The organism is Nocardia sp. GCM10030253, from assembly GCF_042675075.1.
In the GTDB taxonomy this organism is placed as follows: domain Bacteria; phylum Actinomycetota; class Actinomycetes; order Mycobacteriales; family Mycobacteriaceae; genus Nocardia.
Window position 1 is genome coordinate 192036 of record NZ_JBHTDL010000014.1, and the last position, 25033, is coordinate 217068.

27 protein-coding genes are annotated in these 25033 nt (G+C 64.3%); 13 read left to right on the top strand and 14 right to left on the bottom strand.

Features of this window, described 5'->3' with window-relative positions; genetic code table 11:
• Positions 1 to 318: 318 nt before the first annotated feature.
• The 3 genes from trpB to ACFQZZ_RS30435 form a co-directional block, all read right to left on the bottom strand.
• Positions 319 to 1563, bottom strand: a complete 1245-nt coding sequence (gene trpB / locus ACFQZZ_RS30425) for a tryptophan synthase subunit beta (protein WP_378687556.1) — start codon at positions 1561 to 1563, stop codon at positions 319 to 321.
• 142 nt (positions 1564 to 1705) lie between these two features.
• A complete protein-coding gene (locus tag ACFQZZ_RS30430; RefSeq protein ID WP_378687558.1) occupies positions 1706 to 2383 on the bottom strand; it encodes a RadC family protein in 678 nt (225 codons plus the stop codon).
• A 76-nt stretch (positions 2384 to 2459) separates the two neighbouring features.
• Entirely contained in the window at positions 2460 to 2666 is a 207-nt protein-coding gene (locus ACFQZZ_RS30435) for a type II toxin-antitoxin system VapB family antitoxin (protein WP_378687559.1), read from the bottom strand.
• A gap of 262 nt (positions 2667 to 2928) precedes the next feature.
• Here ACFQZZ_RS30435 and ACFQZZ_RS30440 point away from each other — a divergent pair, with 262 nt between their 5' ends.
• A complete protein-coding gene (locus tag ACFQZZ_RS30440) occupies positions 2929 to 3816 on the top strand; it encodes a phenylalanine 4-monooxygenase (RefSeq protein ID WP_378687561.1) in 888 nt (295 codons plus the stop codon).
• A gap of 199 nt (positions 3817 to 4015) precedes the next feature.
• Positions 4016 to 4693 (top strand): ester cyclase, encoded by a 678-nt coding sequence (locus tag ACFQZZ_RS30445; protein ID WP_378687562.1) that lies wholly within the window; start codon positions 4016 to 4018, stop codon positions 4691 to 4693.
• Positions 4694 to 4708: 15 nt separating this feature from the next.
• Here ACFQZZ_RS30445 and ACFQZZ_RS30450 read toward each other — a convergent pair whose 3' ends face one another.
• Together ACFQZZ_RS30450 and ACFQZZ_RS30455 are read right to left on the bottom strand one after the other, a co-directional pair.
• The gene (locus ACFQZZ_RS30450) at positions 4709 to 5332 is read right to left on the bottom strand and encodes a TetR family transcriptional regulator (protein WP_378687564.1); all 624 of its coding nucleotides are present in this window, start codon (positions 5330 to 5332) and stop codon (positions 4709 to 4711) included.
• Positions 5322 to 6863 (bottom strand): MFS transporter, encoded by a 1542-nt coding sequence (locus ACFQZZ_RS30455; protein ID WP_378687566.1) that lies wholly within the window; start codon positions 6861 to 6863, stop codon positions 5322 to 5324. The genes ACFQZZ_RS30450 and ACFQZZ_RS30455 overlap by 11 nt, the downstream gene beginning before the upstream one ends.
• A gap of 288 nt (positions 6864 to 7151) precedes the next feature.
• Between ACFQZZ_RS30455 and ACFQZZ_RS30460 the strand changes: the two genes are divergently transcribed.
• From ACFQZZ_RS30460 to ACFQZZ_RS30480, 5 genes are all read left to right on the top strand, one after another.
• Positions 7152 to 8450, top strand: coding sequence for a D-alanyl-D-alanine carboxypeptidase family protein (locus tag ACFQZZ_RS30460; protein ID WP_378687568.1), 1299 nt, complete (start codon positions 7152 to 7154; stop codon positions 8448 to 8450).
• Positions 8451 to 9294: 844 nt separating this feature from the next.
• On the top strand, positions 9295 to 9888 hold the full coding sequence (locus ACFQZZ_RS30465) for a hypothetical protein (RefSeq protein WP_378687570.1): 594 nt from the start codon (positions 9295 to 9297) through the stop codon (positions 9886 to 9888).
• Positions 9888 to 10199 carry a hypothetical protein gene (locus ACFQZZ_RS30470; RefSeq protein WP_378687572.1) on the top strand — a complete coding sequence of 104 codons (312 nt, stop codon included), beginning with the start codon at positions 9888 to 9890 and terminating at the stop codon, positions 10197 to 10199. The genes ACFQZZ_RS30465 and ACFQZZ_RS30470 overlap by 1 nt, the downstream gene beginning before the upstream one ends.
• A gap of 15 nt (positions 10200 to 10214) precedes the next feature.
• Positions 10215 to 10994, top strand: a complete 780-nt coding sequence (locus ACFQZZ_RS30475; protein WP_378687574.1) for a hypothetical protein — start codon at positions 10215 to 10217, stop codon at positions 10992 to 10994.
• Positions 10995 to 10996: 2 nt separating this feature from the next.
• Entirely contained in the window at positions 10997 to 11410 is a 414-nt protein-coding gene (locus tag ACFQZZ_RS30480) for a hypothetical protein (RefSeq protein WP_378687576.1), read from the top strand.
• Between the two features lie 1382 nt (positions 11411 to 12792).
• Here the strand turns inward: ACFQZZ_RS30480 and ACFQZZ_RS30485 are convergent.
• On the bottom strand, positions 12793 to 12993 hold the full coding sequence (locus ACFQZZ_RS30485; protein WP_378687578.1) for a DUF397 domain-containing protein: 201 nt from the start codon (positions 12991 to 12993) through the stop codon (positions 12793 to 12795).
• Positions 12993 to 13874: a helix-turn-helix domain-containing protein gene (locus tag ACFQZZ_RS30490; RefSeq protein ID WP_378687580.1), complete on the bottom strand. Its 882-nt coding sequence runs from the start codon at positions 13872 to 13874 to the stop codon at positions 12993 to 12995. Before ACFQZZ_RS30490 ends, ACFQZZ_RS30485 begins: the two co-directional genes overlap by 1 nt.
• Positions 13875 to 14231: 357 nt before the next feature.
• On the opposite strand from ACFQZZ_RS30490, the gene ACFQZZ_RS30495 reads away from it, so the two are divergent.
• Genes ACFQZZ_RS30495 through ACFQZZ_RS30510 form a run of 4 tightly spaced genes read left to right on the top strand, consistent with a single transcriptional unit; the run spans position 14232 to position 17342 of the window.
• Positions 14232 to 14603, top strand: a complete 372-nt coding sequence (locus ACFQZZ_RS30495) for a hypothetical protein (protein ID WP_378687582.1) — start codon at positions 14232 to 14234, stop codon at positions 14601 to 14603.
• Complete coding sequence (locus tag ACFQZZ_RS30500) at positions 14600 to 15235, top strand: DUF3558 domain-containing protein (RefSeq protein WP_378687584.1); 636 nt, start codon at positions 14600 to 14602, stop codon at positions 15233 to 15235. The genes ACFQZZ_RS30495 and ACFQZZ_RS30500 overlap by 4 nt, the downstream gene beginning before the upstream one ends.
• A gap of 2 nt (positions 15236 to 15237) precedes the next feature.
• Complete coding sequence (locus ACFQZZ_RS30505; protein ID WP_378687586.1) at positions 15238 to 16635, top strand: hypothetical protein; 1398 nt, start codon at positions 15238 to 15240, stop codon at positions 16633 to 16635.
• On the top strand, positions 16632 to 17342 hold the full coding sequence (locus ACFQZZ_RS30510) for an ESX secretion-associated protein EspG (protein WP_378687587.1): 711 nt from the start codon (positions 16632 to 16634) through the stop codon (positions 17340 to 17342). Before ACFQZZ_RS30505 ends, ACFQZZ_RS30510 begins: the two co-directional genes overlap by 4 nt.
• Positions 17343 to 17696: 354 nt before the next feature.
• On the opposite strand, the gene ACFQZZ_RS30515 is transcribed toward ACFQZZ_RS30510, so the two are convergent.
• The 4 genes from ACFQZZ_RS30515 to ACFQZZ_RS30530 all read right to left on the bottom strand — a co-directional run bounded on the left by ACFQZZ_RS30515 (position 17697) and on the right by ACFQZZ_RS30530 (position 21338).
• Positions 17697 to 18035 carry a DUF6247 family protein gene (locus ACFQZZ_RS30515; RefSeq protein ID WP_378687589.1) on the bottom strand — a complete coding sequence of 113 codons (339 nt, stop codon included), beginning with the start codon at positions 18033 to 18035 and terminating at the stop codon, positions 17697 to 17699.
• Between the two features lie 147 nt (positions 18036 to 18182).
• Positions 18183 to 19217: an inner membrane protein YhjD gene (gene yhjD / locus ACFQZZ_RS30520; RefSeq protein WP_378688034.1), complete on the bottom strand. Its 1035-nt coding sequence runs from the start codon at positions 19215 to 19217 to the stop codon at positions 18183 to 18185.
• A gap of 81 nt (positions 19218 to 19298) precedes the next feature.
• Positions 19299 to 20333 carry a tryptophan--tRNA ligase gene (gene trpS, locus ACFQZZ_RS30525; protein WP_378687591.1) on the bottom strand — a complete coding sequence of 345 codons (1035 nt, stop codon included), beginning with the start codon at positions 20331 to 20333 and terminating at the stop codon, positions 19299 to 19301.
• A 48-nt stretch (positions 20334 to 20381) separates the two neighbouring features.
• Complete coding sequence (locus ACFQZZ_RS30530; RefSeq protein ID WP_378687593.1) at positions 20382 to 21338, bottom strand: oxygenase MpaB family protein; 957 nt, start codon at positions 21336 to 21338, stop codon at positions 20382 to 20384.
• 142 nt (positions 21339 to 21480) lie between these two features.
• Between ACFQZZ_RS30530 and ACFQZZ_RS30535 the strand changes: the two genes are divergently transcribed.
• Positions 21481 to 22110 (top strand): TetR/AcrR family transcriptional regulator, encoded by a 630-nt coding sequence (locus ACFQZZ_RS30535; protein ID WP_378687595.1) that lies wholly within the window; start codon positions 21481 to 21483, stop codon positions 22108 to 22110.
• A gap of 66 nt (positions 22111 to 22176) precedes the next feature.
• On the opposite strand, the gene ACFQZZ_RS30540 is transcribed toward ACFQZZ_RS30535, so the two are convergent.
• From ACFQZZ_RS30540 to ACFQZZ_RS30550, 3 genes are all read right to left on the bottom strand, one after another.
• A complete protein-coding gene (locus ACFQZZ_RS30540; protein WP_378687597.1) occupies positions 22177 to 22680 on the bottom strand; it encodes a barstar family protein in 504 nt (167 codons plus the stop codon).
• A complete protein-coding gene (locus ACFQZZ_RS30545) occupies positions 22680 to 23183 on the bottom strand; it encodes a ribonuclease domain-containing protein (protein ID WP_378687598.1) in 504 nt (167 codons plus the stop codon). Before ACFQZZ_RS30545 ends, ACFQZZ_RS30540 begins: the two co-directional genes overlap by 1 nt.
• 97 nt (positions 23184 to 23280) lie before the next feature.
• Entirely contained in the window at positions 23281 to 24060 is a 780-nt protein-coding gene (locus ACFQZZ_RS30550; protein ID WP_378687600.1) for an exodeoxyribonuclease III, read from the bottom strand.
• Positions 24061 to 24128: 68 nt separating this feature from the next.
• Between ACFQZZ_RS30550 and ACFQZZ_RS30555 the strand changes: the two genes are divergently transcribed.
• Complete coding sequence (locus ACFQZZ_RS30555; protein ID WP_378687602.1) at positions 24129 to 24998, top strand: alpha/beta fold hydrolase; 870 nt, start codon at positions 24129 to 24131, stop codon at positions 24996 to 24998.
• The last annotated feature ends 35 nt before the right edge of the window (positions 24999 to 25033 follow it).

The following is a 25033-nucleotide window of genomic DNA, read 5'->3' on the forward strand; positions in this document are numbered from 1 at the left end:
GCTGACAGCGAGCACGATGAGGGCGGGAAAACCGAAAGCGATCGCAGTACGTGCCGCGACTGCCCATCGCCACCCCACCGGCGCCGACCCGAAGAGAAGGGATCGCCGTCGCGGCAGGGCTGGCACCGGATGGTGGGCCTGGCCGAACGTCACGTCGTCCACCAGGCCATTCAACACCGCAGACACAGCCCGGCGGAGTGAGGTCCACGGGGTGCGAGACGGTGGTGGGGCGAAGTCGGCGAGAGCGAAGTGATCCACTCTTTCGTGTGGTGCCGGCGACGAGGATCCCGCCGACACACTCGGCGGCACGTGTCTTCGTCAGGCGCCGACACCCAACTGCTGTGCCGCGATGGCCAGGTCTTTGTCACCGCGACCGGATATGCCGAGCACGATCACCGAGTCGTCGGGCAGGTCGCCACGTTCGGCCATTTCCATCAGGTATCCGATGGCGTGGGCGGCTTCGAGGGCGGCGATGATGCCTTCGCTGCGGCTGAGGGTCTGCATGCCGCGGAGGGCGACGGCGTCGCTTGCGGCTCGGTACGTTACGCGGCCGGTGTCCTTGAGGTAGGCGAGTTCGGGTCCGACCCCGGGGTAGTCCAGGCCTGCCGCGATGCTGTGCGTCCGGCTGATCTGGCCGTCTTCGTCCTGCAGGAGATAGCTGTAGGCTCCGTCCATTTCGCCTGGGCTGCCCGCGCTGAGGGTGGCCGCATGGTCGCCGGTCTCGATGCCTCGGCCCGCGGCCTCGACACCGATCAACCGAACCTGCGGATCGTCCGCGAACGAGTGGAACAAGCCGATGGCGTTGCTGCCGCCGCCGACGCACGCCATCACATAGTCGGGTAGTCGCCCTTCCGATTTCAAGATCTGGGCTCTGGCCTCGACGCCGATCACCGTTTGGAAGTCACGCACGATCTTCGGGTACGGCGCTGGGCCCGCTGCCGTGCCGAACAGGTAGTAGGTGGTGTCGACGTTCGCCACCCAGTCGCGCACGGACTCGCTGATCGCGTCCTTGAGCCTGCGGGTGCCGGTGTGCACCGCACGTACCTCGGCACCGAGCATGTTCATCCGCACCACATTGGATGCTTGTCGCCTCATATCGTCGGCGCCCATGTAGATCACGCACGCCAAGCCGAGCATCGAGCACACCGTCGCGACCGCGACACCGTGCTGGCCCGCACCGGTCTCGGCGATGATCCGGCTCTTGCCCATCCGTTTGGCCAGCAAAACCTGCCCCAGCGCATTGTTGATCTTGTGCGCGCCGGTATGCGCCATATCCTCGCGTTTCAGGTAGACCCGCACCCCGGGCACCGCCAGCAGTTCGGCGAATCGCGACACTTGGTGAAACAGCGTCGGGCGGCCCACTCTGTCGCGCAGCAATTCCTCGACCTCGCCGACGAAGCCGGGATCTATGCGGGCGAGGCTGTATGCCTCGTCCAATTCCATCAGAGCGGCCATCAGACCTTCCGGAACATACCTGCCGCCGAAGTCGCCGAACCGACCCTGATCGTCCGGAAACACTCCGTGCCGATACGCGTTCCGTGCCGTGCAATGGTCAATAGTCATCAGCACCAACGCTTTCGCGGTCGAGGATCCGGCACCGAGTCTGTTCTGGTGATGCGAGCGGTCGGCAACGGCCTGGTAAACACTCGGTTTAGCTCGAGCCCCTTGGATGAGCAACCAACCGTTTACCGACTGTGGGAAGCCCTCAGCTGCGGGTGAGTGCGGGAACGCTCGCCCACCGCTCCCCCGCAACCACAACGTGATTCAGGAATCGCAAGCCGACGGTCGTGGCCGCTTCGGTGAGCAACGTCGTGGCACGCCGGTCATCGAAGCTGGGGGTCGGGTCACCGGAGGGGTGATTATGGACGAGCGCGAAAGCGCGGCCGTCGTGGCGCAGCACGGTATTGAGGATTTCACGCACCGGGACCGCGACCTGATCGATCGCGCCCTCCGCGACGAATACCTTCTGCCGCAAGCGATTCTGGACATCACAGACGAGGACGAGCAGCCGCTCGACACGGGCGCCCGCGAACAGCGGTCCGGCGACGCGCGCCACATCCGCGGCACCGTTCAAACGCGACGCGGCCTCCGGGCTGGTGCGTGCCCGCGAGCCGAGATGGAAAGCGGCAATGATGGCAGCGGCTTTCGCGACGCCCACTCCGGTGCGACGGGACAGCTCCTCGGGACGCGCACCGGCCAGGCCTGCCAGTCCGCCGTGTTCGGCAAGTAGGTCGGTCGCCATTTCCAGCGCACTCTCGCCGCGTCGCCCTTGGCGAAGCAGCAACGCCAGTAGTTCGCCGTCACTCAGCGCGTGCGGGCCGAGCGCGAGCAGCCGCTCGCGCGGTCGTTGACCAAAGGGCAGGTTGGCGATGGGTACCGACATCAGATCCCCCTCGAATGCGGTGCGATCCCCGGATCATGCCAGTGCCTACCGACAGGTTGCCCGCTGTCGAGACCTACTAGCCGTCGGCCACGGTGATGACTTCCGGGCAGGGCAGGGCGGACAAAACGCCCGCGGCCAGCCGCTCCAGGTGATGAAGCTGTCGCTCGTGCACCACAATTCGGCGCAGTGCCTCGTTGATGGTGGCATTGCTGGATGAGGTGCCCATGATCGAGGCGGCCGCGGCCAACAACTTCTGGTCGAGATCGATCCGCACGGTTCTCATGCGTCCTCCTTCGTACATTCGCCATCTTGCGTCATAAGGGTTGATCATGTCCTGCGAATCGCACAGAGTCATCCGCAACGGCACTGCGCACGGCCGGTGCGCGCACGATTGATCGCCGCCGCCGCGCACACCTGATCAGATCGGCCCGCCGTTGGCACGATCAGCGCCGGGAAGGCCACCAAAAAGCCACTTGAGCTATGCAATTTGTCTAGCTGGCCGAGCTTTTGTTGTCGACGGGGCTCGGCAGTGATTGCCTGGAGATATGTTCAATGAGGCTCAGCTGTACTCGCCCGTGACCCGCAGCGGCGCGGGCGACGTGACGGTGCATCTCAGCGACGAGCACCCCGGCGTGCACGACCCGGACTACCGCGCCCGCCGCAATGCGATCGCCGCGCAGGCACTGGACTACACACCGGGCAACCCGGTGCCGCGGGTCGAGTACACCGCCGAAGAACAGGAAGTGTGGCGGATCGTCTCGGCCGAACTGGCCCGCAAACATCGGAAGTACGCCTGCGCGGAAGTCCTGGAGGCCTCGGCCCGGCTCGCGCTGCCGGAGGACCACATCCCGCAACTCGACGAGGTCTCCGCGGCGCTGACCCCGTTGACCGGATTCAGCTACGTCCCGGCCGCCGGACTGGTGCCGCTGCGTGAGTTCTTCGGCTCCTTCGCCGACCGAATCTTCCACTCCACCCAATACATTCGGCATCACTCCGCCCCGCTGTACACCCCGGAGCCGGACGCCGTCCACGAGATCATCGGCCACGCCAACCAGATCGCCAGTCCCCGCTTCGCCGCGATATACGAGACGGTCGGCGCGGCCGTCGCCCGGCTCAGCACGGACACCGCCTTGAAGTTCCTCGCCGACGTCTTCTGGTTCTCACTCGAGTTCGGCGTGGTCCGCGAACGCGGCGAAATCCGTTGCTACGGAGCCGGATTGCTGTCGTCCTACGGTGAGATCGAAGAGTTCCGCCATGCCGACCTGCGCCCGCTCGATGTGGTCGCGATGGGTACCGCCACCTACGACATCACCCACTATCAGCCCGTCTTGTATTGCGCCGAATCGGTTTCCGAGATCGAAGATGTGATCGGCACCTTCTTCGCGACCATGGACGACGACACTCCGCTGCGAGCAGCCGCCCATTCCCACTGAGGCATCGTGGAAAGTATTCAACCACAACACTTTCCATCGCAGACTCTGTGACATTGCACAAGCGGCGATGTCGCGCCTGGCCACCGCCGCGCAACAGGGTTCATCACCATCGCACGCCCCGAGACACGCCGAGACAGCAGACCGAACGGCTGTTACCTTCGACGCGTCGATCTCTAAACGAAAGGGGCGGGAAGCCGAAATGTCCGTTGATACAACAGATTCCACACCAACAGCAGAGACACCACTGTGGCTCCAGGGCCGAGATGCCGTAGTCGCGGCGACACCCGCCGAAGACTGGCGCGGCGCGGCGCCGGACTATCACCTGACCAACCAGATCGTGCCGCGTGAGCGCACCACCAACCACGAGGCAGGCTCGCTCGAGGCCATCGTCGAGGACCTGGTGCGGGTGTTCGAGATGGAGGTCTCGCACAAGAAGGATCCGGCGAAATGGGTTTCGCTGGTAGCCGAGCACTACCGCGGCCGAGTGAACGGCGGCCCTTGGCAGAACGCCGAGGAGTTCGCCAGGATCGGCAGCTACAACATCCTGATCGGCGAGAATCCGTATTACGAGGTCGAGTCCGAGACCTTCGAATCCTCGCACGAAACGTTCCACACCGCGTTCCCCAACGGCTTCTTCTGGGAGGTCCTCGAGGTGCTGGCCGGCCCACCGGCCGTCACCTTCCGCTGGCGCCACTGGGGCAAGTACGACGGTGCGTACAAAGGCCACCAGCCGACCGGCGAACAGATCGAAATGTTCGGTGTGACCATCGCCAGGGTCGCCGATGACCTGCGGATCCTCGAGCTGGAGCACTTCTACGACAACAACAAGCTGCTCGGCCCGCTGGCCCACGGCTGCCCGGTGACGAAGTCCTCGTAGTTCCGCGCCGCTACGTCAGGGCCGCTCGGTCGGCTGATCCTTGCCGAGCGGCAATCCGGCCTCGAGAAAATCCAATGCGCGGCCGAGGTTCTCGGCGTTCATCGGGGAGACGGTCGTGATGGCCAACGCACTGCCCGCAATGGCGCCCGCGGTGACGCGCACCTCGAAATCATCCGAGTCCCGGCCGAGATGCGCGGCCAACAGGTCCGCCATCAGCACGATACTTCGCTGAAGCTCCAGGCCGATGGCCGAACGCAGCTCGGGCACATGGAACAGCAGCGCCTGGCGCTCTTGCTCGAACGCCAGCTCGGCCGCGGGAAGTTTTGCGAAAACCTCGACCGCGGCATTACGAAAGGCGGCCAGCGGCGGAACTTCCCGCGGCTGCGCCCGCAGCGCCTCGATCAGCGGCGGATCGAGATCGTCGGCAATCACCAATTGTTCCTTGGTCGGGAAGTAGCGGAAGAAGGTGCTGGGTGACACCTCGGCCGCCGCGGCGATCTGCTCCACGGTGGTCTCGCTGTAGCCCTGTTCACGGAACAGCCGGAACGCTTCGATGCGAATCGTCCGGCGGGTCCGTTCCTTCTTCCGCTCGCGCAGGCCCTGCACAGCAGCCCCGTCACCGGGTAGTTCAACCGACATGTGTCGATTCTGGCGCATCGACGGCGACAGGCGCGGCAGGCACTACCTCGGCGCCCTTGTCGGCGGCCGATCGGCGCGGCAGCACCCAGAGTGCCAGCGGGACCGCCAGGGCGCAGATGGCCGCGCACGCCCACAGCATCGCGCCCATTCCGCTGACGAACGCCGATTGCACGTGCTCCAGCAGGCCCGCGTTGCCGGTCGCCTTCGCCACTACGACACCGGAATTCACGCTGTCGCCGATCGGGTCGACATTCAGATCGCCGAGCTCGCTGCGGTACACCGTAGCCAGCACAGTGCCGAGCAACGCCACCGCGATCGTGCCCGCCGCCTGCCGCAGCGCCTGCAGCAGTGCCGATCCCATGCCGGCGCGGGCCACCTCCAGATCGTTCATCGCCACTGCCATGCTGACCGGGAGCCCGAGCCCCATGCCGGCACCGACGAGAGCGATCCAGGTCGCGGTGAACCAGTACGCGGCGCCGACCGAGGTCATCGCGCCGAGACCGAGGCCGATCGCCAGCACCACCATGGCTGCCGACACAATCGCCCGCACGCCCAGCTTCGGCAGCAGTCGGTCGCTGAGCCGCGAGCCGACCAGCAGGCCGCCGATCATGGGCAGCAATCGCAGTCCGCTGCCGAGCGCATCGGTGCCGAGCACCGCCTGGTAGTACTGCGGCACGGTGAAGAACAGGCCGAACATGCCGAAGGTGATGAGCGCGGCGAACACTGCACCCCAGCGGAAGCCGCGGCTGGTGAACAGGCCGAGATCGATCAGCGGGAAGGCCGTCCGGCGCTGCCATGCGATGAACAGCGCGAGCACAACGGCGCCGGCGATCAGCGCGCCCCAGCCGAGCCCGTTGCCCCAGCCTTTGTCACCGAGACGGATGAATCCGTAAGTCACACCGAGCATTCCGGCCACCGACAGCGCCGCGCCGGGCAGATCCAGTGGACGCCGTTCGGGGTTGCGTGATTCCGGAACCAGGCCTGCGACCGCGGCCGCACCGAGCACCACCATCGGCACATTGATCAGGAAGACCGAGCCCCACCAGAAGTTGTCGATCAGCCAGCCGCCGAGGATCGGGCCGAGCGGCAACCCGAGCGCCGTCGAAGTGATCCAGATATTCATGGCCCTGGCCCGCTCGGCGGGATTCGGGAACAGCACCGGCAGCACTGCCATCGACAGCGGCATCATGGCCGCGGCGGCGACACCGAGCACCACCCGTGCCGCGATGAGCTGACCGGCGGAGGCGGCGAACGCGCAGCCCAGCGAGGCCGCACCGAACAGCACAAGCGCGCTGAGCAGGATCTTCTTGCGGCCGTACCGGTCCCCCAGCGCGCCTGCGGGCAGCATGACCGCTGCGAGCGCGAGCGTGTAGGCCGTGCTGAACCATTGCAGCGCACCGTTATTCGCGTTCAGGTCGACGGCGAGGGTGGGTAGCGCGACCGTCAGCACCGTTATATCCAGGCCGATGGTCAACATGGCGACCGACAGCGCGCCGAGCGCCAGCCAGCGGCGGGTCGAGTCCGTATTCATGAGCGCTCCAGTAAGTGGTAGTTACAACCTTTTGATAGTAACTACCATTTGGTAGTCTCTGTCAATACACAGATCAGCCCGGCATCGTGCACCTGTCAGACACGCCGTCACACACGGCTCTTTGTTCGACTGACCGCCGGACGTCTCACTGGGCGGCTACCCCGCCTTCACTCAACCCGGCGCAAGCCACCGACTGCGCCCATCAGGCGGCTGCCGCGCCTTCGCTCGGCCCGGCGCGCGGGTTGCAAGACGGACCGAGTCCAGCCGCGCCCATTAGGCTCACAGCCGATGAGCATCAGGGACTTTCGCCTCCGCGCCGCGCTGTGCCTCGGTGCCGCGCTGACCGTTGCGGCCGTGACCGGGGGCGCCGGCGCGGCTCCGTCACTCGCGACGCCGCCGAGCATCACGACGACGCCGTTCACCACGCCGAATACCGATGACTGCCCGCAGAAGACCAGACCGCCGGTACCGATCGACGAATCCGAGGTCCCCGCACCCGGTCAGCCGACGCCGGCAGCGCTGCCCATTCCTTCGCCTCCGCTGGGCGGCGTGCGGATGGGCGAATGCGGCGTGGTGATCCCCAAGGGCGCACCGCCGGTGCCGCAGGATATTTCGGCGACCGCGTGGCTGGTCTCGGACCTGGACACCGGAGAGGTGCTCGCGGCCAAGGATCCGCACGGGCGCTACCGTCCGGCCAGCACGATCAAGGTGCTGCTCGCGACTGTGGCGCTGCGCACGCTGGATCTGAACAAGGTGGTCATCGGCACCCAGGAAGACGCCAACGTCGACGGCACCAAAGTCGGCATAGGTCCCGGCGGCCACTACACCAACCGGCAGCTGATGCAGGCGCTGATCATGGCGTCCGGCAACGACGCCGCGCATGCGATCGCGGCTCAGCTCGGCGGAGATTCGGCGGCGGTGGCGAAGATGAACGAGCTGGCAAAGTCGTTGCACGCCATGGATACCCGCACCGCCACCCCGTCCGGCCTGGACGGCCCAGGTATGAGCACATCCGCCTATGACCTTTCGGTGCTGTTCCGTGAGGCCATGTCGGTGCCGCTGTTCGCCGAACTCATCCACACCGAGCAGGTCGACTTCCCCGGCTATCCCAAGAACCCGAACAACCCCGACGACAAGGACCACCCCGGCTTCCCCATCGGCAACGACAACCACCTGCTGTTCGAATACGACGGCGCGATCGGCGGCAAGACCGGCTTCACCGACGACGCCAGGCAGACTTTCGTCGCCGCCGCCGAACGCGACGGCCGCAGGCTCGTGGTGACACTGCTGAAAGCCGATGTGCGGCCGCTGCGCCCATTCCAACAAGCTGCCGGTCTGCTCGACTACGGCTTCGCCCTCCCCAAGAGCACCAATGTCGGACAGCTGCCCGACACCAACGCGAAGTCGGCGAAAACCGGTGCGGCGGCACTGGCCTCCCCACCACCGAAGGGCACCGACCAGCAGGCACAGGCCTCCGGTGAGGAAGACGATCGCGCGGGCACCCGAACCCTGCTCGTGGTCGGTGGAATCGTGGTCGTCATTGCCCTCCTCCTCGGCGCCCGCCGGATGAACAGGCCGCGATACTGACCGCCGCTGCTACTGGTACCACCCCTCCGGGCACCAGTCGCAGCGGATTAGACCGGTAATTTTCTTGTTCATTGGTTTCGACGCACGAACAACGATCTTGGTTCCATCGATTTATCGATCTGCTGCGTTGCGGACCAGCGACGGCGACGGGCACCCTGCGCGCAGTTCCGACGACGTTAACCGGCCACCACCCGCAACGACACGCGAAAACCGCTATCTACCAGCAGATTCCGCATAAGCCGCGGCTCACCACAAGCTAAGGCTCACAAAGGCTTTCGTGCAACGGCTCCGCGTCGGCACGTTTGACAAACCGAACGACACTAGCGAGGGTGGTAGCGTCCGCCGGATAGGCGGCAGGTATCGCGAGTGGGGGTTTGATGCCGATTCCAGAGAAGAAAACGCTGTCCGCGTCGACGGCCAGCGGTTGCCGTGAGGGGCAGTGATGGCAGGCCAAGGGTTCTTCAACCACTACGACGACCCCGACGAGTACTGGGACGATGCCCCTCTCGAACGGAAGCCCAAAACCTCTCCTGCGGCCGCGGCTCCGGTCAGCCCGCCCCCTCCGGCGACGCCCCCTCGTCCCGCTGCCCCGACTCCCTCGTTCAGTCCCCCTCCTCCTGACACCCCCGCGGGTCCCGCTCCTTCGATGACATCGAGTTCGTGGGGGTCCCCCTTTTCCGCACCCGGGACGACGCCTCCTCAAACACCAGATCTAGCAGGAGTCGACAAGCTACTCAACGAACTTGCTCAGTTCCACGGGTTTACCACGGCAGTATCCAGTCTTATGCAGGAGGTCTTCTCCGCGGGACCGTCCCACGTGACAAGTCGCGATAGCACGGGAACGGTGGAGGTCACCGTCACGGACACAGGAGAACTGGTCCGAATTATCGTTTCAGACAACTGGCGCCGATCCCTCGATCAAGACAGTATTGGCCCAGCCTTTGTCAACGCCTTCAAGAACGCCGAGCAGCAACGTTTCGAATCGACCTGCACTACTGCGGTCGAAAACGGCACTATCGATAGACTCGAAGCGTTGAGCATGGACAACGTCGTACCGACAAAGTTCGCTCCACCAGAACCCATGCCTTCCCCCACAGTCGCCACCGAGCAGCTGCTGGAGGAGGCGCTTCAAATGCTGAACAGCAATCCCGACGAAGCAAAGCTCGGCCAATTCGTAGGCACGACCGGTTCGGATGACGAACTCTACGCGTCGGTCACGCTGAGCCGAAACAGTATTGTCGACTGCATCGTCCGAATGCCTTGGGGAATGGAGGCCGGGGGCGGCGCGATAGCGTGGGCAATCAAAGAATCATACGATCAGGCAAATCGTTGCCGCCTCGCATCTGGAAACGATGGCGCCAAAAACACATTCGGGCTAGCCACTGATGCTATTCAGGCGCTGCTTAACATGCAAAATCAATCGACTAGGGGGAACTAGTGGGTGCTGATCCACAGAAACTCAAGGTTGCCACTGACTCATTGCGTAACGACGCAGTTGTTTGGGATGGCAAGTCAACCGCCATGTCGGAGCTCAAGTCAAAGATAGAGACACTGACGTTCACCCACCTTGAAGCGGGATTGTTCCAGGTTATCGTCAGTGCGAACGATGAACTGGTCACGGACTTGGCCAGCCGATCAGGCGAAGCTTCCCAGCGCTTCACCGAGGTGGCCGGTGTGCTGCGCGTTTGCGCAGATACTTACGAGGCCGAGGATGCAGCAGGCAAGCATCGCATCGACAATGTTTGGTAAACCAGGAAGCCAATAATGAGTTTTGACATTTCTCAATATAATTCAGTTCTAGACGGGTTGGACAAGTTCTTCGTCAAGGTTGACGAGGCAATTAAAATTGATGTCCCGAACGCCAGGGCAGATGCCCTCGATCTCCCTTACGTGAGATTACTTCCCGCTCTTCAGCGGGTCATCAAGGCTTGTGCAGACAAGATTATCGAGATTTGCAAATGGATATGGGAAAAGATTAAAGAAATATACCATGGAGTGCGCGCACCGTACGAAATGTACCTGCGAAGCAAAGACTGGGCTGATGTGCGGGATGTCGCAAACGGCGTCAAGCAGGGGATCGATCCCAACAATGTGCAAGCACTTCGAAGCTGGGAAGGTACGGCGCGAACATCGTATTTGCAGACGTGCACCAGCCAGAGTGGCGCTGCGGGAACATTTTCTGACATCGCCGAGAAAGCGAGGAGTGCGATGATGGATTCCGCGACGGGGGGCCTCGCCTTTTATATCGGGGTGGTGCTGATTTGCGCTGAATTCCTTATGGGTCTCGCCAGGGCGATCGGTGAGCTAATCACCGGTGTTGGAGCAGGTGTCAGTATCGCCGATATCGCCGCCACGTCCGGGCTATCCGCAGCAGCGCTTGGGACTGCAATTGGCGCGCTAACGACCTTTATCGGATTACAGGTCAAAGCATTTGGTGAGCTCGATAGATCCTTCCCGGACGGGAAGTGGCCGGACTCGCAGGCGTCGAGTTTCAGTGATGCATCGGTTGAAGGGGACAACAAATCCAACTGGAAGATCGTGTAATCGTGTCCATTGAAGGCTTCCGCAGCGTGGCCGCATGGGAAAGGGGGCTCCGCCTGTTCGAACTCGTTCTCGGGGCAACCCCGGCCACCCTGATCGGGTGTGGACTCATGTTCACGTTCGTCGGCGATTGGGCGGGCGTCGGTCCCATCCAACGAGTTGCGATCGGGTTAGCGTTGGCAGTGCAGCCGATTGCGATCGCGATCAGCCAACGAGAGCCGCCACAGGGACGACTCCTTGTCGCACTTCGCAGCGCTTTTTTCACTACATATGCCGCGGTGGCAGTAGGGGTGGTTCTCAAGATCCCGGACGAGAACTTGGAAATCTTGTCAATCCCGGTCTACTTTATGCAGGTCACTTCCCTCCATTTTTTGTATGAACGCTGTGTCAAACAGACCGAACCGCTCGGCAAAAAATGAGCCGTTTAATCCTGCCCTGAGAAACTGTTGTCACAGCGGCTCCGCGTCGGCACGTTTGACAAACTGAACGACACTGGCGAGGGTGATAGCGTCCGCCGGATTGGCGGCAGGTATCGCGAGTGGGGGTTTGATGTCGATTCCAGAGAAGAGAACGCTGTCCGCGTCGACGGCCAGCGGTTGCCGTGAGGGGCAGCGATGGCAGGCCAAGGGTTCTACAGTGATGCATCGGTTGATGGGGACAACAAATCTAATTGGAAGATCGTGTAATCGTGTCCGCTGAAGGGTTCCGGAGCGTAACTACATGGGAACGGCGGGACCGCCTGTTCGAGCTCGCCATCCGAGCAACCGCTGCCACCCTGATCGGATGTGGACTCATGTTCACTTTCTTCAGCGACTGGACAGGGGTCGATCTCACCCAGCGAGTTGCGGTCGGGCTAGCATTGGCAGTCCAGCCGATTGCGATCGCGGTCCATCGACGTGAGTCTCCGCAGGATCGACTTCTGGCCATACTTCGCAGCACTCTTTTCATTTTTTATGTTGCGGTATTGGTAGCGGCGGCCCTGAAGTACTCGGACAAGAACTGGGAAGTCTTGTCAATCATGATCTATTTCATACAGGCCACTTCCCTCCATGTTTTGTATGAATACTGTGTCCCACAGACTGAACCGCTCGGTAAGAGATAGGCCTGTCATCTTGCCCCGAGAACTGTTGTCGCGGTGGCACACCGGATCGGCGGGCCGTTGTGACGATAGGTAAATTCGATGGTAGGTGCGTTCCTTCCGGCCACTGCCATGGACAACAGTAGGACTCGACGAGGACGTCACGCCGTAGTTGCTTTGGGCGGAACTCGGGGGCTTGGTCGGTAAAGTCTCGCCGGTCGCGCAGCAGCGCCAGCGTCTACAGCACATCGGTCACGCAGCGTGGCAGTGCACACCAGAGCCTTGGCGTGAGCCTGCCGTTCGACTCGCTTGCGCTGGTAGAAGGTACGCGGCAATTCGCCTGAATCCGCCGACTCAACGGTTTGCGGTCGGATGGCCGATGGTGTTGTGCCACAGTCGAAGCCATGAGCCTCGAGGGGAGTAAACGGGCGTCGAAGCCATCGATCTCAGCGGGGCGCGGACAGTACTGTCACTTATCGAACTTGCCGAGAGTTGCCGCGATCGTGAAGGCCGATCACTCGGCCGAGCTGAACATCAGCGCCGGACTGGAGTGGTTATTCGAATCACGCACGCCGACAAGGCTGTTCGGTAGGAAGGCGACTTAGATGCAGTTTTCGGCAGCGCCGCTTCGGCTGCTCTTGGACCACGTCGCATTCGATAGACCGTCCATCACGACGCGTACTCCTTCATCATTTTCCTGAGGTGAGCCCGGGTGGTGAACCGTCAGCTGTCGAACTCACCGCGGGTCGCCGCAGCCATGAAGGCCGACCACTCGGCCGAGGTGAACGTCAGCGCTGGGCCGGAGGGGTTTTTCGAATCACGCACGCCGACAAGGCTGTTCGGGAGGAAAGCGACTTCTATGCAGTTCCCGGAGCCGTCGCTGCGACTGCTCTTGAACCACACCATATTTGATCGTTCATTCATCAGGACTCGTACTCCTTCGCCACCTGCCGCAACAGATCTCGACTGGCTACAGTGTGCAAAGAGCTTCGCTGAAGGCAACTGTATGCCTGATGGTATTGGCTAACGATATGAGGTTTCGAGAGATACAACTCGCCTAGGTAAGATTCCGAATAGACGACCGGCGGTTCGATCTCCCTCCCGGTCCGGTCGGCACCGAACTCGAGGACAACAAAAGGCCCAATCTGCTCTCCCAACGGGAACCCAACACTGAACGGTAGCACCCGCACACTGACGTTGGGCCGAGTTCCCATGTCCGACAAATGCTTTAGCTGGGCGGCCATGACCCTGGGGCCACCGACCACACCCCTGAGTACTGACTCTCGCACGATGACGTCAAGCGTTGCTGGCTTGTATTTCCGAGTGATACGGGCCTGCCGCCGCATTCGGAAACGAACCCGACGTGCATGCTCCTCGGCACCGTCCTCCGGATACGCGGCACGTATCACCCCACTGGCATATGCGGAAGTCTGCAGCAAGCCCGGCACGAATTCGGGCTCATAGGTCGTCAGCTTGCACGCCGCAGCTTCCAGACCTGCGTAGATATGGAAGCCGTTCGGAATCACGTCGCCGTACTCACGCCACCAGCTCTGCTCGTTTGCCTGTGCCGCAAGGCCGTTCATCGCCGCTGTGTGGTCAGCGTCGAACTCGTAGATCTTGCTCAGCGCCTCGAGGTCGGCACCGCGCAGATGCTGCACCACGCCCTTCTCGATACGTTGCAGCGTGCTGGCACTGCGCTCGATCAGCTCGGCCGCCTGCTGGAGCGTGAGCCCGCATTCCTCCCTCCCGTTACGCAGATACTTTCCCAACTGTCGCCGCGCCAGCGTCGATCCGTCCTCCGACATGCCCGCCTCCCATCAGGATTCATCGCTCGCACCAGCAGACCACGCCGCAATCCCCGTGGGGCGGCAACCTCGCGAATTCTCATGTAATCAGCACATAACGCCAGGAAGAATTGCGTTTCACGGCGATTCCGCACCGCAGTTGGGCACCGGCACAGGCCCGTTAGACGCGCCGGTCCGATCCGCTACGAACCTGGCCCCGTGCGCGGGCCGAGTGTGCCTCGGCGGACTGAGCCGCGACATGCGCCAAAACCGCAGGACCGATCCCGATCGAACCGACCCCACGTCCCAAGGGAACCGATCGCCTATGTCATGCGTCCAGTAAAGTGAGCGGGCAAATGCCAAGGGAGGGGCCAGACGATGGAAGTGGGGCAGTCGGCGGCGAACGCGCTGTACCAGCAGGCCGTAGGGGGAACGTTCCGGATGGAGGCCGACGCCGCCCGACGGTGCGCCGAGGTCTACACCAGATTCGTCGAAATGACTCTGGATCCGCAGATTCCGCGATCAGCCAACCTGCACTCTCTGGCAGGGTTCGGAGGGTTCGAATCCTCCCAGCAACTCCAAGACGGATTTTCCGGCAAGGCAGTGAAGATGACGGAAGCACTCGACGGGATGAAGGAAGCCGCACTGAAGATGGCTGCGGCCTACTTGCGGGCCGGTCAATTGGTGGAGGAAGCAGACGTTATGAACGCGCGCGCGCTGAACGCCGCTACATTGGAGGTACAGCCGTGACGGCAATTCGCAATTCTTTGCTGGTATTACTTGCGACAACCGTAGTCCCGTTGGCGGCGAGCTGTTCAACTGATAACAACGCGGCACAGGACCCAGCAGAGTCAGGTCAAGCCACCACCTCGCCTACCGGGACCCAATCAACCCGGCCGACGCTCACAGCCCCGAAGCTCCAACCGCCGCAGCAGGACAACAAATACTCCTCCAGCACCGGACGTCCTGCGGTTGTCTTCGACCCGTGCACATGGATCAGCGATGATGCAGCCCGGCGCGCGGGATTCGTCCCGACAAGCCGAAAGCGACTGGACGACCTCGTTGCCGAGTACACATTCTTGACGTGCACTTTCTCGTCAGCTGAGCGCACGCTACGACTGAACTCCGGAAACGCAACCTGGGCCGAAAACCTCGCAAAGGTCGGCACCTACAGCGAGCCGACCACCGTCAACGGCCGCGAGGCCCTGCTCGTCCGTGACCCAGAAGTTCGGCGCGGCTGCCAGATCGACGTGCGAACCAAGGTGGGTTTCGTACAGATCGCAGTCGATCTGACCGACCGGGCCCCACGAGGTACCGACCCCTGCGACGGCCTGCGCGACATCGCCACCACGATCGAGCCGGAAATCGGCAAGGACAACTGACCATGACCGGACCCGGCTACATCAACATCAACGACAATCCTGCGGCACTGAGCACCTTCGGCGCGGGCACCAAACCCGATGTCGCCCAACCGAGTTCGCGTTCACGCGCCCAACAGCAGGGCGCGGAGGGGGCTCAGCAGTCGGTTTCCGACAACGGTGCCGATCCGGCGTATATCGCCCGGATGGAACAGTTCGAGGGACACACGCACGAGGAGATCTACCGCAACGTCACGCAGATGAGTCCGGGCGTCATGCATCAGCAGGCCGATACATGGATCAGCATCGCCGACACGCTGAGCGGCGGACTGCTCGGCACGCATATCGCAATCCAGAAGGCCCTGGCCGACGGTGTAGAGGGACAGATGGCAGACGCGGCTGTCGCCGCCGCGCAGAAGTTCTACCAGCAGGCCAGCGATGTCCAGCAGGTGATCAGCACCTGCGGGCATCGGGTCAAGGGCGTCGCGCACGCCGCCGAGGTCATCAAGATGTCGGTGCCTCCGCCGAGCGCGGCGCAAGGGCAAGCGGGCTCAGCCACCACGCTGGACCCGGCGCAGGTGATCATCTCCGCGGTGGGTGCGGGGCTGGTTGGTGACGGAGACAGCTCTGAGGTCGCCTATCAACGCGGTGTGGAGGCGCTTTACCGCACGGCGATCGACACCATGAACAACAGCTACAAACCGTCCTATGGGCCTGCCGGGACCGGAGTCCCGACCTTCGTGCCCGTCTCGTTGCCGGGTGACGGTGGAGGCGTCGGCGATCCCGGCAGCGGCAATGGCAATGGCAATGGCAGCGGTGGCGGCAACCCGGGCGATCGACCGACATCGGAGCCCCCGACCTCGGTGGAACCCGCCGGGTCCGGCCAGAATTCGGGCGCTGAGCAGCAATCGGCGCAGACCCCTACCACCCCCAGTGCCAGTACCGCACCCGCCGCGGCGACTGTTCCCGAAGCGGGAGCGCTCGGTTCGGGGCAGCCGGGCGGCCCCGGCACGTCCCCACCCGGCGGCCCCGGCACATCCCCACCCGGAGGTGGCGGCCCATCCAAATCCGGCACACCCGCGCCCGGTGGAATCGGCACTCCGAGCCCAGGACGCAGCATCAGCGGCCTACCGACCGCTGGAAGTCCCGCCGCAGCAACGGCTTCCGCGGCCAACCGCGCGGCGGCAGCCGGGCGGCCCGGCATGTCCGGCATGCCGGCGGCCGGTGCGGGGAAAAAGCAGGACGACTCCGAGTCGGCTCGTAAAACCCCCGACTACCTGATCGTGAATCGTGAAGAAGAACTGCTCGGCGCACCCCAGCGGATGGTGCCGCCGACGATCGGCGATGACGCGGCGGCGGCCCAGCAAAGTCCGCCGCGGCAAGGTCCGCCGCAGCGCTCGAGCAACGAAGACCGCGACCGATGATGTGGGAGTTCACGTCCGACGAGTTCATGCATATCTGGCGGGAGACGGGAACGGACCGGTATCCGTTCCCGCTGCGCCTGATCGCGTCGACACGGTGGGAAGACGAACACGAACAGCTCACCCGCCAACTCGACCAACGTCTCCCGCCACACGGCGACCCGGACCTATCGGCCGTGTTGCGGGTGGCGGCCGATCCCGAAACATCGTTGGCGCTCACCGGAACCCGGACCCGTCCGATACGGGCATACGGCGCGATCGATACCGACATCGGTGTAACGCTGGTCCAACGCCCCGGCCCCACACCCGATTTCGGTGGCAATGTCGTCGTCGAGGTCGGCACCGCGGCGATAGTGCCCAAGGTGTTCACCGCCGTCCTCGGCAACGTGTCACCGGGTCGCCATCGCCCCATCGCCGAAGACATCGAGCGTCTGCGCGTTGGCCTCGAATCCTGGACCGGCACAAAGGAAACCGCGGCCGACCGCATCTGCCGCCTGCTACGCACCCCCCGATCCGGGTCCGGAACCCTTGAAGCACTCCACGGCTTGCGCGGTACTCGACCGTCCACACCGGAATACCTGAACTGGTTCGACATCGACGGCGACGGCCGCTACCTCTACCGCCGCCAGTACAACGAATTCCACATCGTGCCCTGCGACCGGGCCACGATAGGTCGCGAAATAACCCGCCTGGCGCACGCCGTTCGGTAGCTTGGCCAGGTACTCGCGGGCGGCGCATCTCGATGCCGGTCGGGCAGGCCCCGACGACCGTCGACGTCGGGAAATCGGCTCCCCACTCGAGGTGTCTCAGCCAACCCAGGTCACACTGACGACCGACCACGCGGCGTTCCTGTTCGAGAACCACGTACACGGCGAGGCCCTCACCGCCCTTGCCGAAGACCATCCGGCGCATGTTGGCATCCGGATTGCCTTCCCGGTAGGGCGGGCCCGCCCACGGACTCAGTTCCAGGAAGGCGATGAGCTCGGCGTAGAACACCAGCGCATCGATGGGGATGCCGCGACCTGTTCCCGGGTCTCGGAACGATCTCGTAGGAGTACATCGGCCTACAGGCCGAGTTCGGCGTTGATCTCCGCTCGGTGCGCGGCCGCCCCGATAGTGGTGACATTCCGGCCCTGCTGGAGGTCTTCGACTTGGGCAAGCATCCGGGTGTGAGCCTCGACGCCGTGGCGCTGGGTGATCTCGGCGACCTTGCGGAAAGTGTCAAGCACCGCCAGCACACCCGTCAGATCAAGGGACTGGGCCGCGACCGCCATCTCCTCGGCGTAGTGGCGCTCGAATTCCGCGCGTTCGGAACCGACCAAGGCGTCGCGAATCGCGCGTGGTGTGGATGGCGCCAATAGTGCGGGAAGCGCCGACGGCCTGGACGACTCGGGTGAGGCCACACCAGCACCATAGCCCCGCCGTGATGCTGACGCCCTCGTTCGGCGTCACGGTCCCGACCGGTTCACCAAATGGACCGAAGCGGGTCTATGGCCGGGCAATCCCTGCCATCCGCTCCGTCTCCTACGACCGAAAGGCGTGCCGAGCGGTCAGCGACGACGGCCGGGGATCCTGCGGAGTTCCGAAAGGGCTAGGGCGGCAAGGGCTCCCGCACAGAAGGAGCTGACGACCGCGCTCATCGATGAGCCTGGCGCTGCCATCCGTGGTGCGATCACCGCGGCTGCGGGCGGGGCGATCTCCGCCTCCCGCAGATTATCCGACGCCGTCGCCGCCCATGCCGTGGCGAACAGGATGATCCGATAGGTGATGTAGCTGAAGACCATCAGACCGATGATCGAACCGAAGGCGGCGCCCGCGGGGCTGCTGAGCACGGCTTGCAGGTAGATGGACGCGACGTACTTGAAGACCTCGAAGACCACGGCCGCCAGTGCCGCCGCTTCGGCGGCGCTTTTCAGCGTGACCGGTTCCCGTGGCAGCCGCGCGATGATCCAGGCGAAGACTGCCCAGGACGCCAGGAATCCGAGCAGGATCGACGCCAGTATCAGCAGTAGCCGCGCGCCCGGCAGATCGGAAAGACCGAGGCTGATCAGCACTCGCGCACCGAGGGTGCTCGAACCGAGTGCGGAAAGACCGATCGACGCCACGAAGGCAAGGCCGAGCCCGAGGAGCGCGCCGAGGTCGGACAGCTTGGTCAGGAACCAATTGCCCTCGGGGCTCTTCTGATCCCACTGCTCGGTCAGCGCCGCGCGCAGGTTGGCCATCCAGCCGAGACCGGAATAGACACCGGCGAGCAGACCGAGCGTGCCGACGGTGCCCCTGGAGCGGACCGCCTGATCGATCAGATCGTTGAGCTGAGTGCCGAGCGACCCCGGCATGTTCTCCACGATCTTGTCCTGGAGTTCGGTGAGCAGCTCCGGCTGGCTGGACAGCACAAACCCGGCAATCGCGAAGGCGACCATCAACAGCGGAAACAGTGACAGCACAGTGAAATACGTGATTCCCGCCGCGTAGTAGTCACCCCGCTGCTGCTGGTATCGCCCACCCGCTCGGACCAGATGGTCCAGCCATGGGCGCCGCTGGATCCGCCGCTCGAGCCACGCCTTGATGTTGTCGATCACCTGCACCAGTTGCCCCTTCACAGAGACCCCGCCGGGTTGTTTCGACCGACTTGCGAGCAGTCCGCCAGCGGTCGAGCCGCCCGCGGACTAGCGGGGCAGCAGGCCCACTCGGTCGTATACCTGTGCGAGGGTGTTGCCGGCGATCTCACGCGCCCGCTCGGCACCGGCGGAGAGGATGCGGTCGAGTTCGCCCTGATCTGCCAAGTACTCTCCCACCTTCGCCCGCAGCGGCGTGACAAATTCGACCAGCGCGTCGGCGACGTCGGACTTCAGATCGCCGTAGCCCTTGCCCGCGTAATCCTGTTCCAGCGTGACGATCGGCGTGCCGCTCAGCGAGCTGAGAATGACCAGCAGGTTGCTGACGCCCGGCTTCTGCTCCGGGTCGTAGCGGATCTCACGCTCGGTGTCGGTGACCGCGGAGCGGATCTTCTTGGCGGTGACCTTCGGGTCGTCGAGCAGATTGATCAGCCCGGCGTCGGAGGAGGCCGACTTGCTCATCTTCGCGGTGGGGTCCTGCAGGTCGTAGATCTTGGCGGTGCCTTTGGTGATGTGCGCCTCCGGCACCACGAAGGTCTTCTTGAACCGAGTATTGAAGCGCTGGGCCAGGTTTCGGGTCAGTTCCAGATGCTGGCGCTGATCCTCGCCGACCGGGACCTGATGCGGGCGGTACAGCAGGATGTCCGAGGCCATCAGCACCGGATAGGTGAACAGGCCGACGGTCGCGTTCTCCGCGCCCTGCTTGACCGACTTGTCCTTGAACTGGGTCATCCGGCTCGCCTCACCGAACCCGGTGATGCAGCTGAGCACCCAGGCCAGCTCGACGTGCTCGGGCACCTGGCTCTGCACGAACAGGGTGGCGCGTTTCGGGTCGATGCCGAGCGCGAGCAGCTGCGCCGCCGCTCCCCTGGTCCGTGCGCGCAGCTCCTTGGGATCCTGCGGCACGGTGATCGCGTGCAGGTCCGGGATGAAGTACAGCGCGTCGTAATCGTCCTGCATGGTCACCCAGTACTGCAGCGCCCCAAGGTAGTTGCCGAGGTGGAAGGAAGCGCTGGTCGGCTGGATCCCGGACAGCACCCGCTGTTTGCGTTCAGCGGCCGGGGTCGTCTGAGCAGGACTGGACATACTGCGATCTTCGCACGGTGCGCCCACCCGCCGCCCGGCCACCACCCCTCAACGAGTCGCTGCGCGACGCTGCTCAATGGAATTTCGCGCCGCCCAGTTGCGCGGGTCGACGCCGGGCATGCTCGGGCGTCCGGTGCGCACCAATTCGTGTTCACGCCGGGACACCAGCTTGTAGACGGGCGCGCTCGGCCCGGCCAGCGTGCCGCGCAGTACCGGCGGCACCAACGGCGGGGCGAAGTGCGCGGTACGGACGGCCTGGGCCAGCGCACGGTAGGCGATTTGCTCGGCGATCCCCCACCGCATGCCGTACATGGCTCGGATCCGCGGCGGCAGACTGCCCTGCACCAGCAGGAAGAACGCGGAGGTGACCTGATGCAACGGCATTCGCTGCGGATACGGCACCCGCTGCCCGGCCAGGTAGGAGCCGACCAGCCTGGCCTCCTCGGTGAGGAACAACTCGTCGGAGCCGAGATAGGTGTCGAAGTACTTGCGGAACAGCGGGTAGCTGCCCGGCGCGGCCTCGCGTGGCATGCCGAACAGTTCGGCCCAGCGGACGTAGTCCTGGTACAGCGCCTCGCGCTCGCCGTCGGTCAGCGGACGAACCAGGAGGTCGTACATGACCTCGGCGGAGTCGAAGGTGAACGCCATCGTCATGAACATCAGGTGCGGGTCGGCCGCGGAGTAGCCGGTGCCCGCCGGGTGCCGCGAACCCGCGTCCTCGGGTAGCGCCCCACGCACCTTGCCGTGCTTCTTGTGGGTGAAGGCCAGTGCTCGATCCGCTTCGTCCTTGCTGCCCAGGAACACCGCCTCGAACAGCTTGCCCGTGAGTGCGAGCCGGGTATACGGGGTCAGCCGGTGCTCGGTGTTCTCCGCGGTACCGACGTAGAGCAGCGGGTGGACGGCCCCGATCACCAGGGCGCGCTGCCCATAGGTGAGCCCGACCGCACGCTTGCTCATGACCCGACGTGCCATGGAATTGTCGGCGAAATAACCGGGTGCGGACATTGCTGCCTCCTCGTCGAGCGCATCTGGCAACAGCATCCACCAGAATTCCGATTCTGGCAATGGCCCATGCCAGAATTATGACCGCACCGATCCGTACCGGCGCGTTGCAGCGCGGCTGATCCGACACTGTCAGAATCGAGCGGTGGCACAGCGGACCTACGGCGGAATTTCCGCAGACGAGCGGCGCGCGCAACGGCGCGCGGCACTGTTGGACGCCGCACTGGAGATCATCGGCACCGACGGCCTCGCCAAACTCACCGTCTCCGGACTATGCGCACAGGCCGGGCTCAACGAGCGGTATTACTACGAGAGCTTCGACGGCCGCGACGCCGTACTGACCGCGCTTGTCGACGGGATCGCCGAGGAGTTGGCAGGCACGATCGTCGCGGCCTTGCGCGCCGCACCGGACGACACCCGCGGCAAGGCGCACGCAGCGATCACCGCGGGCATCCACCTGCTTACCGATGACCCGCGCAAGGCCAAGGTCGCGCTGGTCGCGGGCATGGCGACACCGGAACTGCGCGCTCGCACGAATCAGACGGTGCGTGTCTTCGCCCGGCTCGTCGCCGCCGAGGGCATCGATTTCTACGGCGTCACCGACCCGCCGGATCCGTCGATCGACTTCCGCGCCACCTATCTCGTCGGCGGACTCGTCCAGACCATGACCGCCTGGCTACAGGGCGATCTGCCGCTGACTCGGGACGAACTCATCGAGCACACGACCGATGTCTTCGTGTTGCTCGGCGAGGATCTCGCCCGCCGACTGACGTAGCCTCGCCGTCGTAGCGCACCGAAACCGCCGACACCGAACGGGGCCACGGAATGTCGAGCGTCGATGTCAGAGCGTCAAGGTAACTGCCTGCGGAAGGACCTGGTCGCCTTGGAGGACGACGCGAAAGACTATGTCCCTTCTCGTCCAATAGTCGGCGCAGTCGTTGATTGCCTCGACGAACCAGTCGCGCTCGGCGGGCTGTTCGACGAGTAGATCGGCCGAATCTCGGACCACGGCAACATATCCAGCCGCCTCACCGACGAAATCGTCCAGGTCACGCAGGCATTCGTCGAAGGCGTCCTTGTTTTCGCCGAAGTAGTAGGGGAATTGGAAAGCGGCGGCGAACTCGTCGAAGACACTCCCGGTGGTCTGCATCTTCCGGCCGCGCAGTTCACGCACCACATAGCCCGATGGCGCGCGATAGCGCAGCGCGCTCAGCTCGACGGAGTCGACGGCGAGCTCGCCGAGTGCGGGCAGGGACGCATGCCGCGCGGCGGAGATTCGGGAGGGGCCTTCTTCGGCACTGCCGGGACGGGCAAGGAACTGCGACAACGGGATCGGCTTGGTCATCAGCGCATCCTCGTGAAGGTCTCGTAGTGGTCACCGGTGTACCAAGCGGAGCCGTCGCTGCCGGTGACGATGCGTTCCGCGTCCCGGGATCGGTTTCGCTGCTTGGGATTCACGTCCCATTCCTGGTAGGTGATCGGCTTGCCCGCGGAGTCCTTGGCTGCCAGGGTGCCGCCTCGGTTCATCCAGCGATCACCGCCCTTGGTGCCTGGCGCGTTCGCCGAGTCCGGCCAGCGGCCCGCGTCGATCTCCGCCAGGGTCACGTACGCGCGGTCCGGCACGCCCGGGGCACGGGAGGCGACCGGTGCGGTGGCGCCCGGTGTTCCGGTACTGCCCGCGACAGGTGGTTTGACCGGAGTCGCGGTAGCGCTGCGGGCGGTTGTGGTCGCCGAGCCGAGAACCGAGCCGCCGTCGCCGCCACCGTTCAGCGCGATGAGTCCGACGACCGCCAGCAGCACAGCCAGCACGCCCAACACCACATAGGAGCCACGCCTGCCGCCGGTCATCGCAACCACCGACCGGCCGGACCGTGTTCGCGGCACACACCGGCTCCCGGCGAAGGCGAATCCACGCAAAGAATGCGAGAGCACATGTTTCGGTCTCTCATCGGTATTGCACCGTGACCGGCGCATGGTCTGACCAGCGCTGATCATAGGCGGCGGCGCGCTCGACGACGGCTTGCTTGGCCCGGGTGGCCAGGTCGCCGCGGGCCAGTTGATAGTCGATGCGCCAGCCCGAGTCGTTGTCGAAGGCGCGGCCGCGGTAGGACCACCAGCTGTAGGGACCCTCGATTCCCGGATGCAACCTACGCACCACATCGACATAGCCCGCGGCGAGCAGTTCCTCGATCCAGGCGCGTTCCTCCGGCAGGAATCCGGCCGACTTCAGATTCCCCTTCCAGTTCTTGATGTCGAGCTCGGACGGCGCGATGTTCCAGTCGCCGCTCACCACGAATTCGTCGGTGCGGCTGGTGAGATACGCGCCGAGCTCGGCCATGAAGCGGTACTTCTCGTCCTGGCGCGGCGTGCCCGCATCACCGGAGTGGACATACACGCTGGCCACGGTGACGTCGCCGAAGTCGGCCTCCACGTAGCGGCCGGAGGCACCGAATTCGTTGCTGCCGAAGCCGATTCGCACCCCTCGTGGTGCACGCCTCGACAGGATGCCGACGCCGGCCCTGCCCTTCGACTCCGGTTCGGCGTGCGTCAGCCACCACCCCTCGGCCAGGGCAGGCGCCAGCGCCGTTCGGGTTTGTTCGTCGGTGGCGCGGGTCTCCTGCAGACAGACGATGTCGGCCTCGGTGGCCGCGAGCCAGGCGAGCATGCCTTTGCCCGCGGCCGCACGAACGCCATTGACGTTGACTGTTGAGATGATGGTCGGCACCTTACGACCGTACAATGCTGGTCAGATGAATTTCCCCGGACACCGCCGTCCAGGAAGGGGTGTCGACGATGACGTCTCGCAACACCACGTCCGCTGTCGCCAAGTCCGCGACCACTCCGCAGCCGGTCAAGGCTCTCCACCTGGGTTCCGGCGATCCGGTGCTGCTATTGCACGGGTTCATGCTGTCGCCGCATTGCTGGGAGCAGGTTGCGGTCCGGTTGTCGTCGAACTGCGAGGTGTTCGCTCCCGCATTCGCCGGGCACTGGGGTGGCGGCAGTGTGGACGGCTGGTCCGTCGATGTCCATACCCTGGCCGACCGAATCGAAGATCAGCTCGACGAGCTCGGCTGGCGTACCTGCCATATCGCGGGCAACTCACTGGGCGCCTGGGTCGGCTTCGAATTGGCCCGCCGCGGCCGCGCACGCACGCTCACCGCGATCGCACCGGCCGGCGGCTGGAACTCGCCGTCGCTCACCCAATTCCGGGCCGGGCTGAAGTTCCTTTCGCTGGTGCCGATCGTCGAAATCGGCAAGCGCCTCGGCGAATTCCCGGTGCACAACATCCTGGTGCAACGGGTCGCGCTGCTGGCACTGAGCAAGAACGCCTCGGCCGTCCCCCGCCGCGATATCGCCGCCATCATCGCGGCGATATTGCACTGTGATGCCATGCTGCCCTTCATCATCGGCAGCATGCGCACCCCCGCGCTGGAAAACCTCTCGACCCTCACCACCCCCGTGCGGCTGCTCATGGCCGAATACGACCGGATAATCCCGAACCGCGTCTACGCCCGCCGCTTCCTGAAGGAACTCCCCGACTCCGCCGACCGCATCCTGGTCAACGGCGTCGGCCACGTCCCGATGCTGGAGGCTCCCGACCGGATCGCCACCCTCATCGCCGAACACATCTACGCCAGCCGCACCCACCTGCGCGCAGTCTGAATCGACGGATATCCACAGGTCAGCGGGTCATCCAA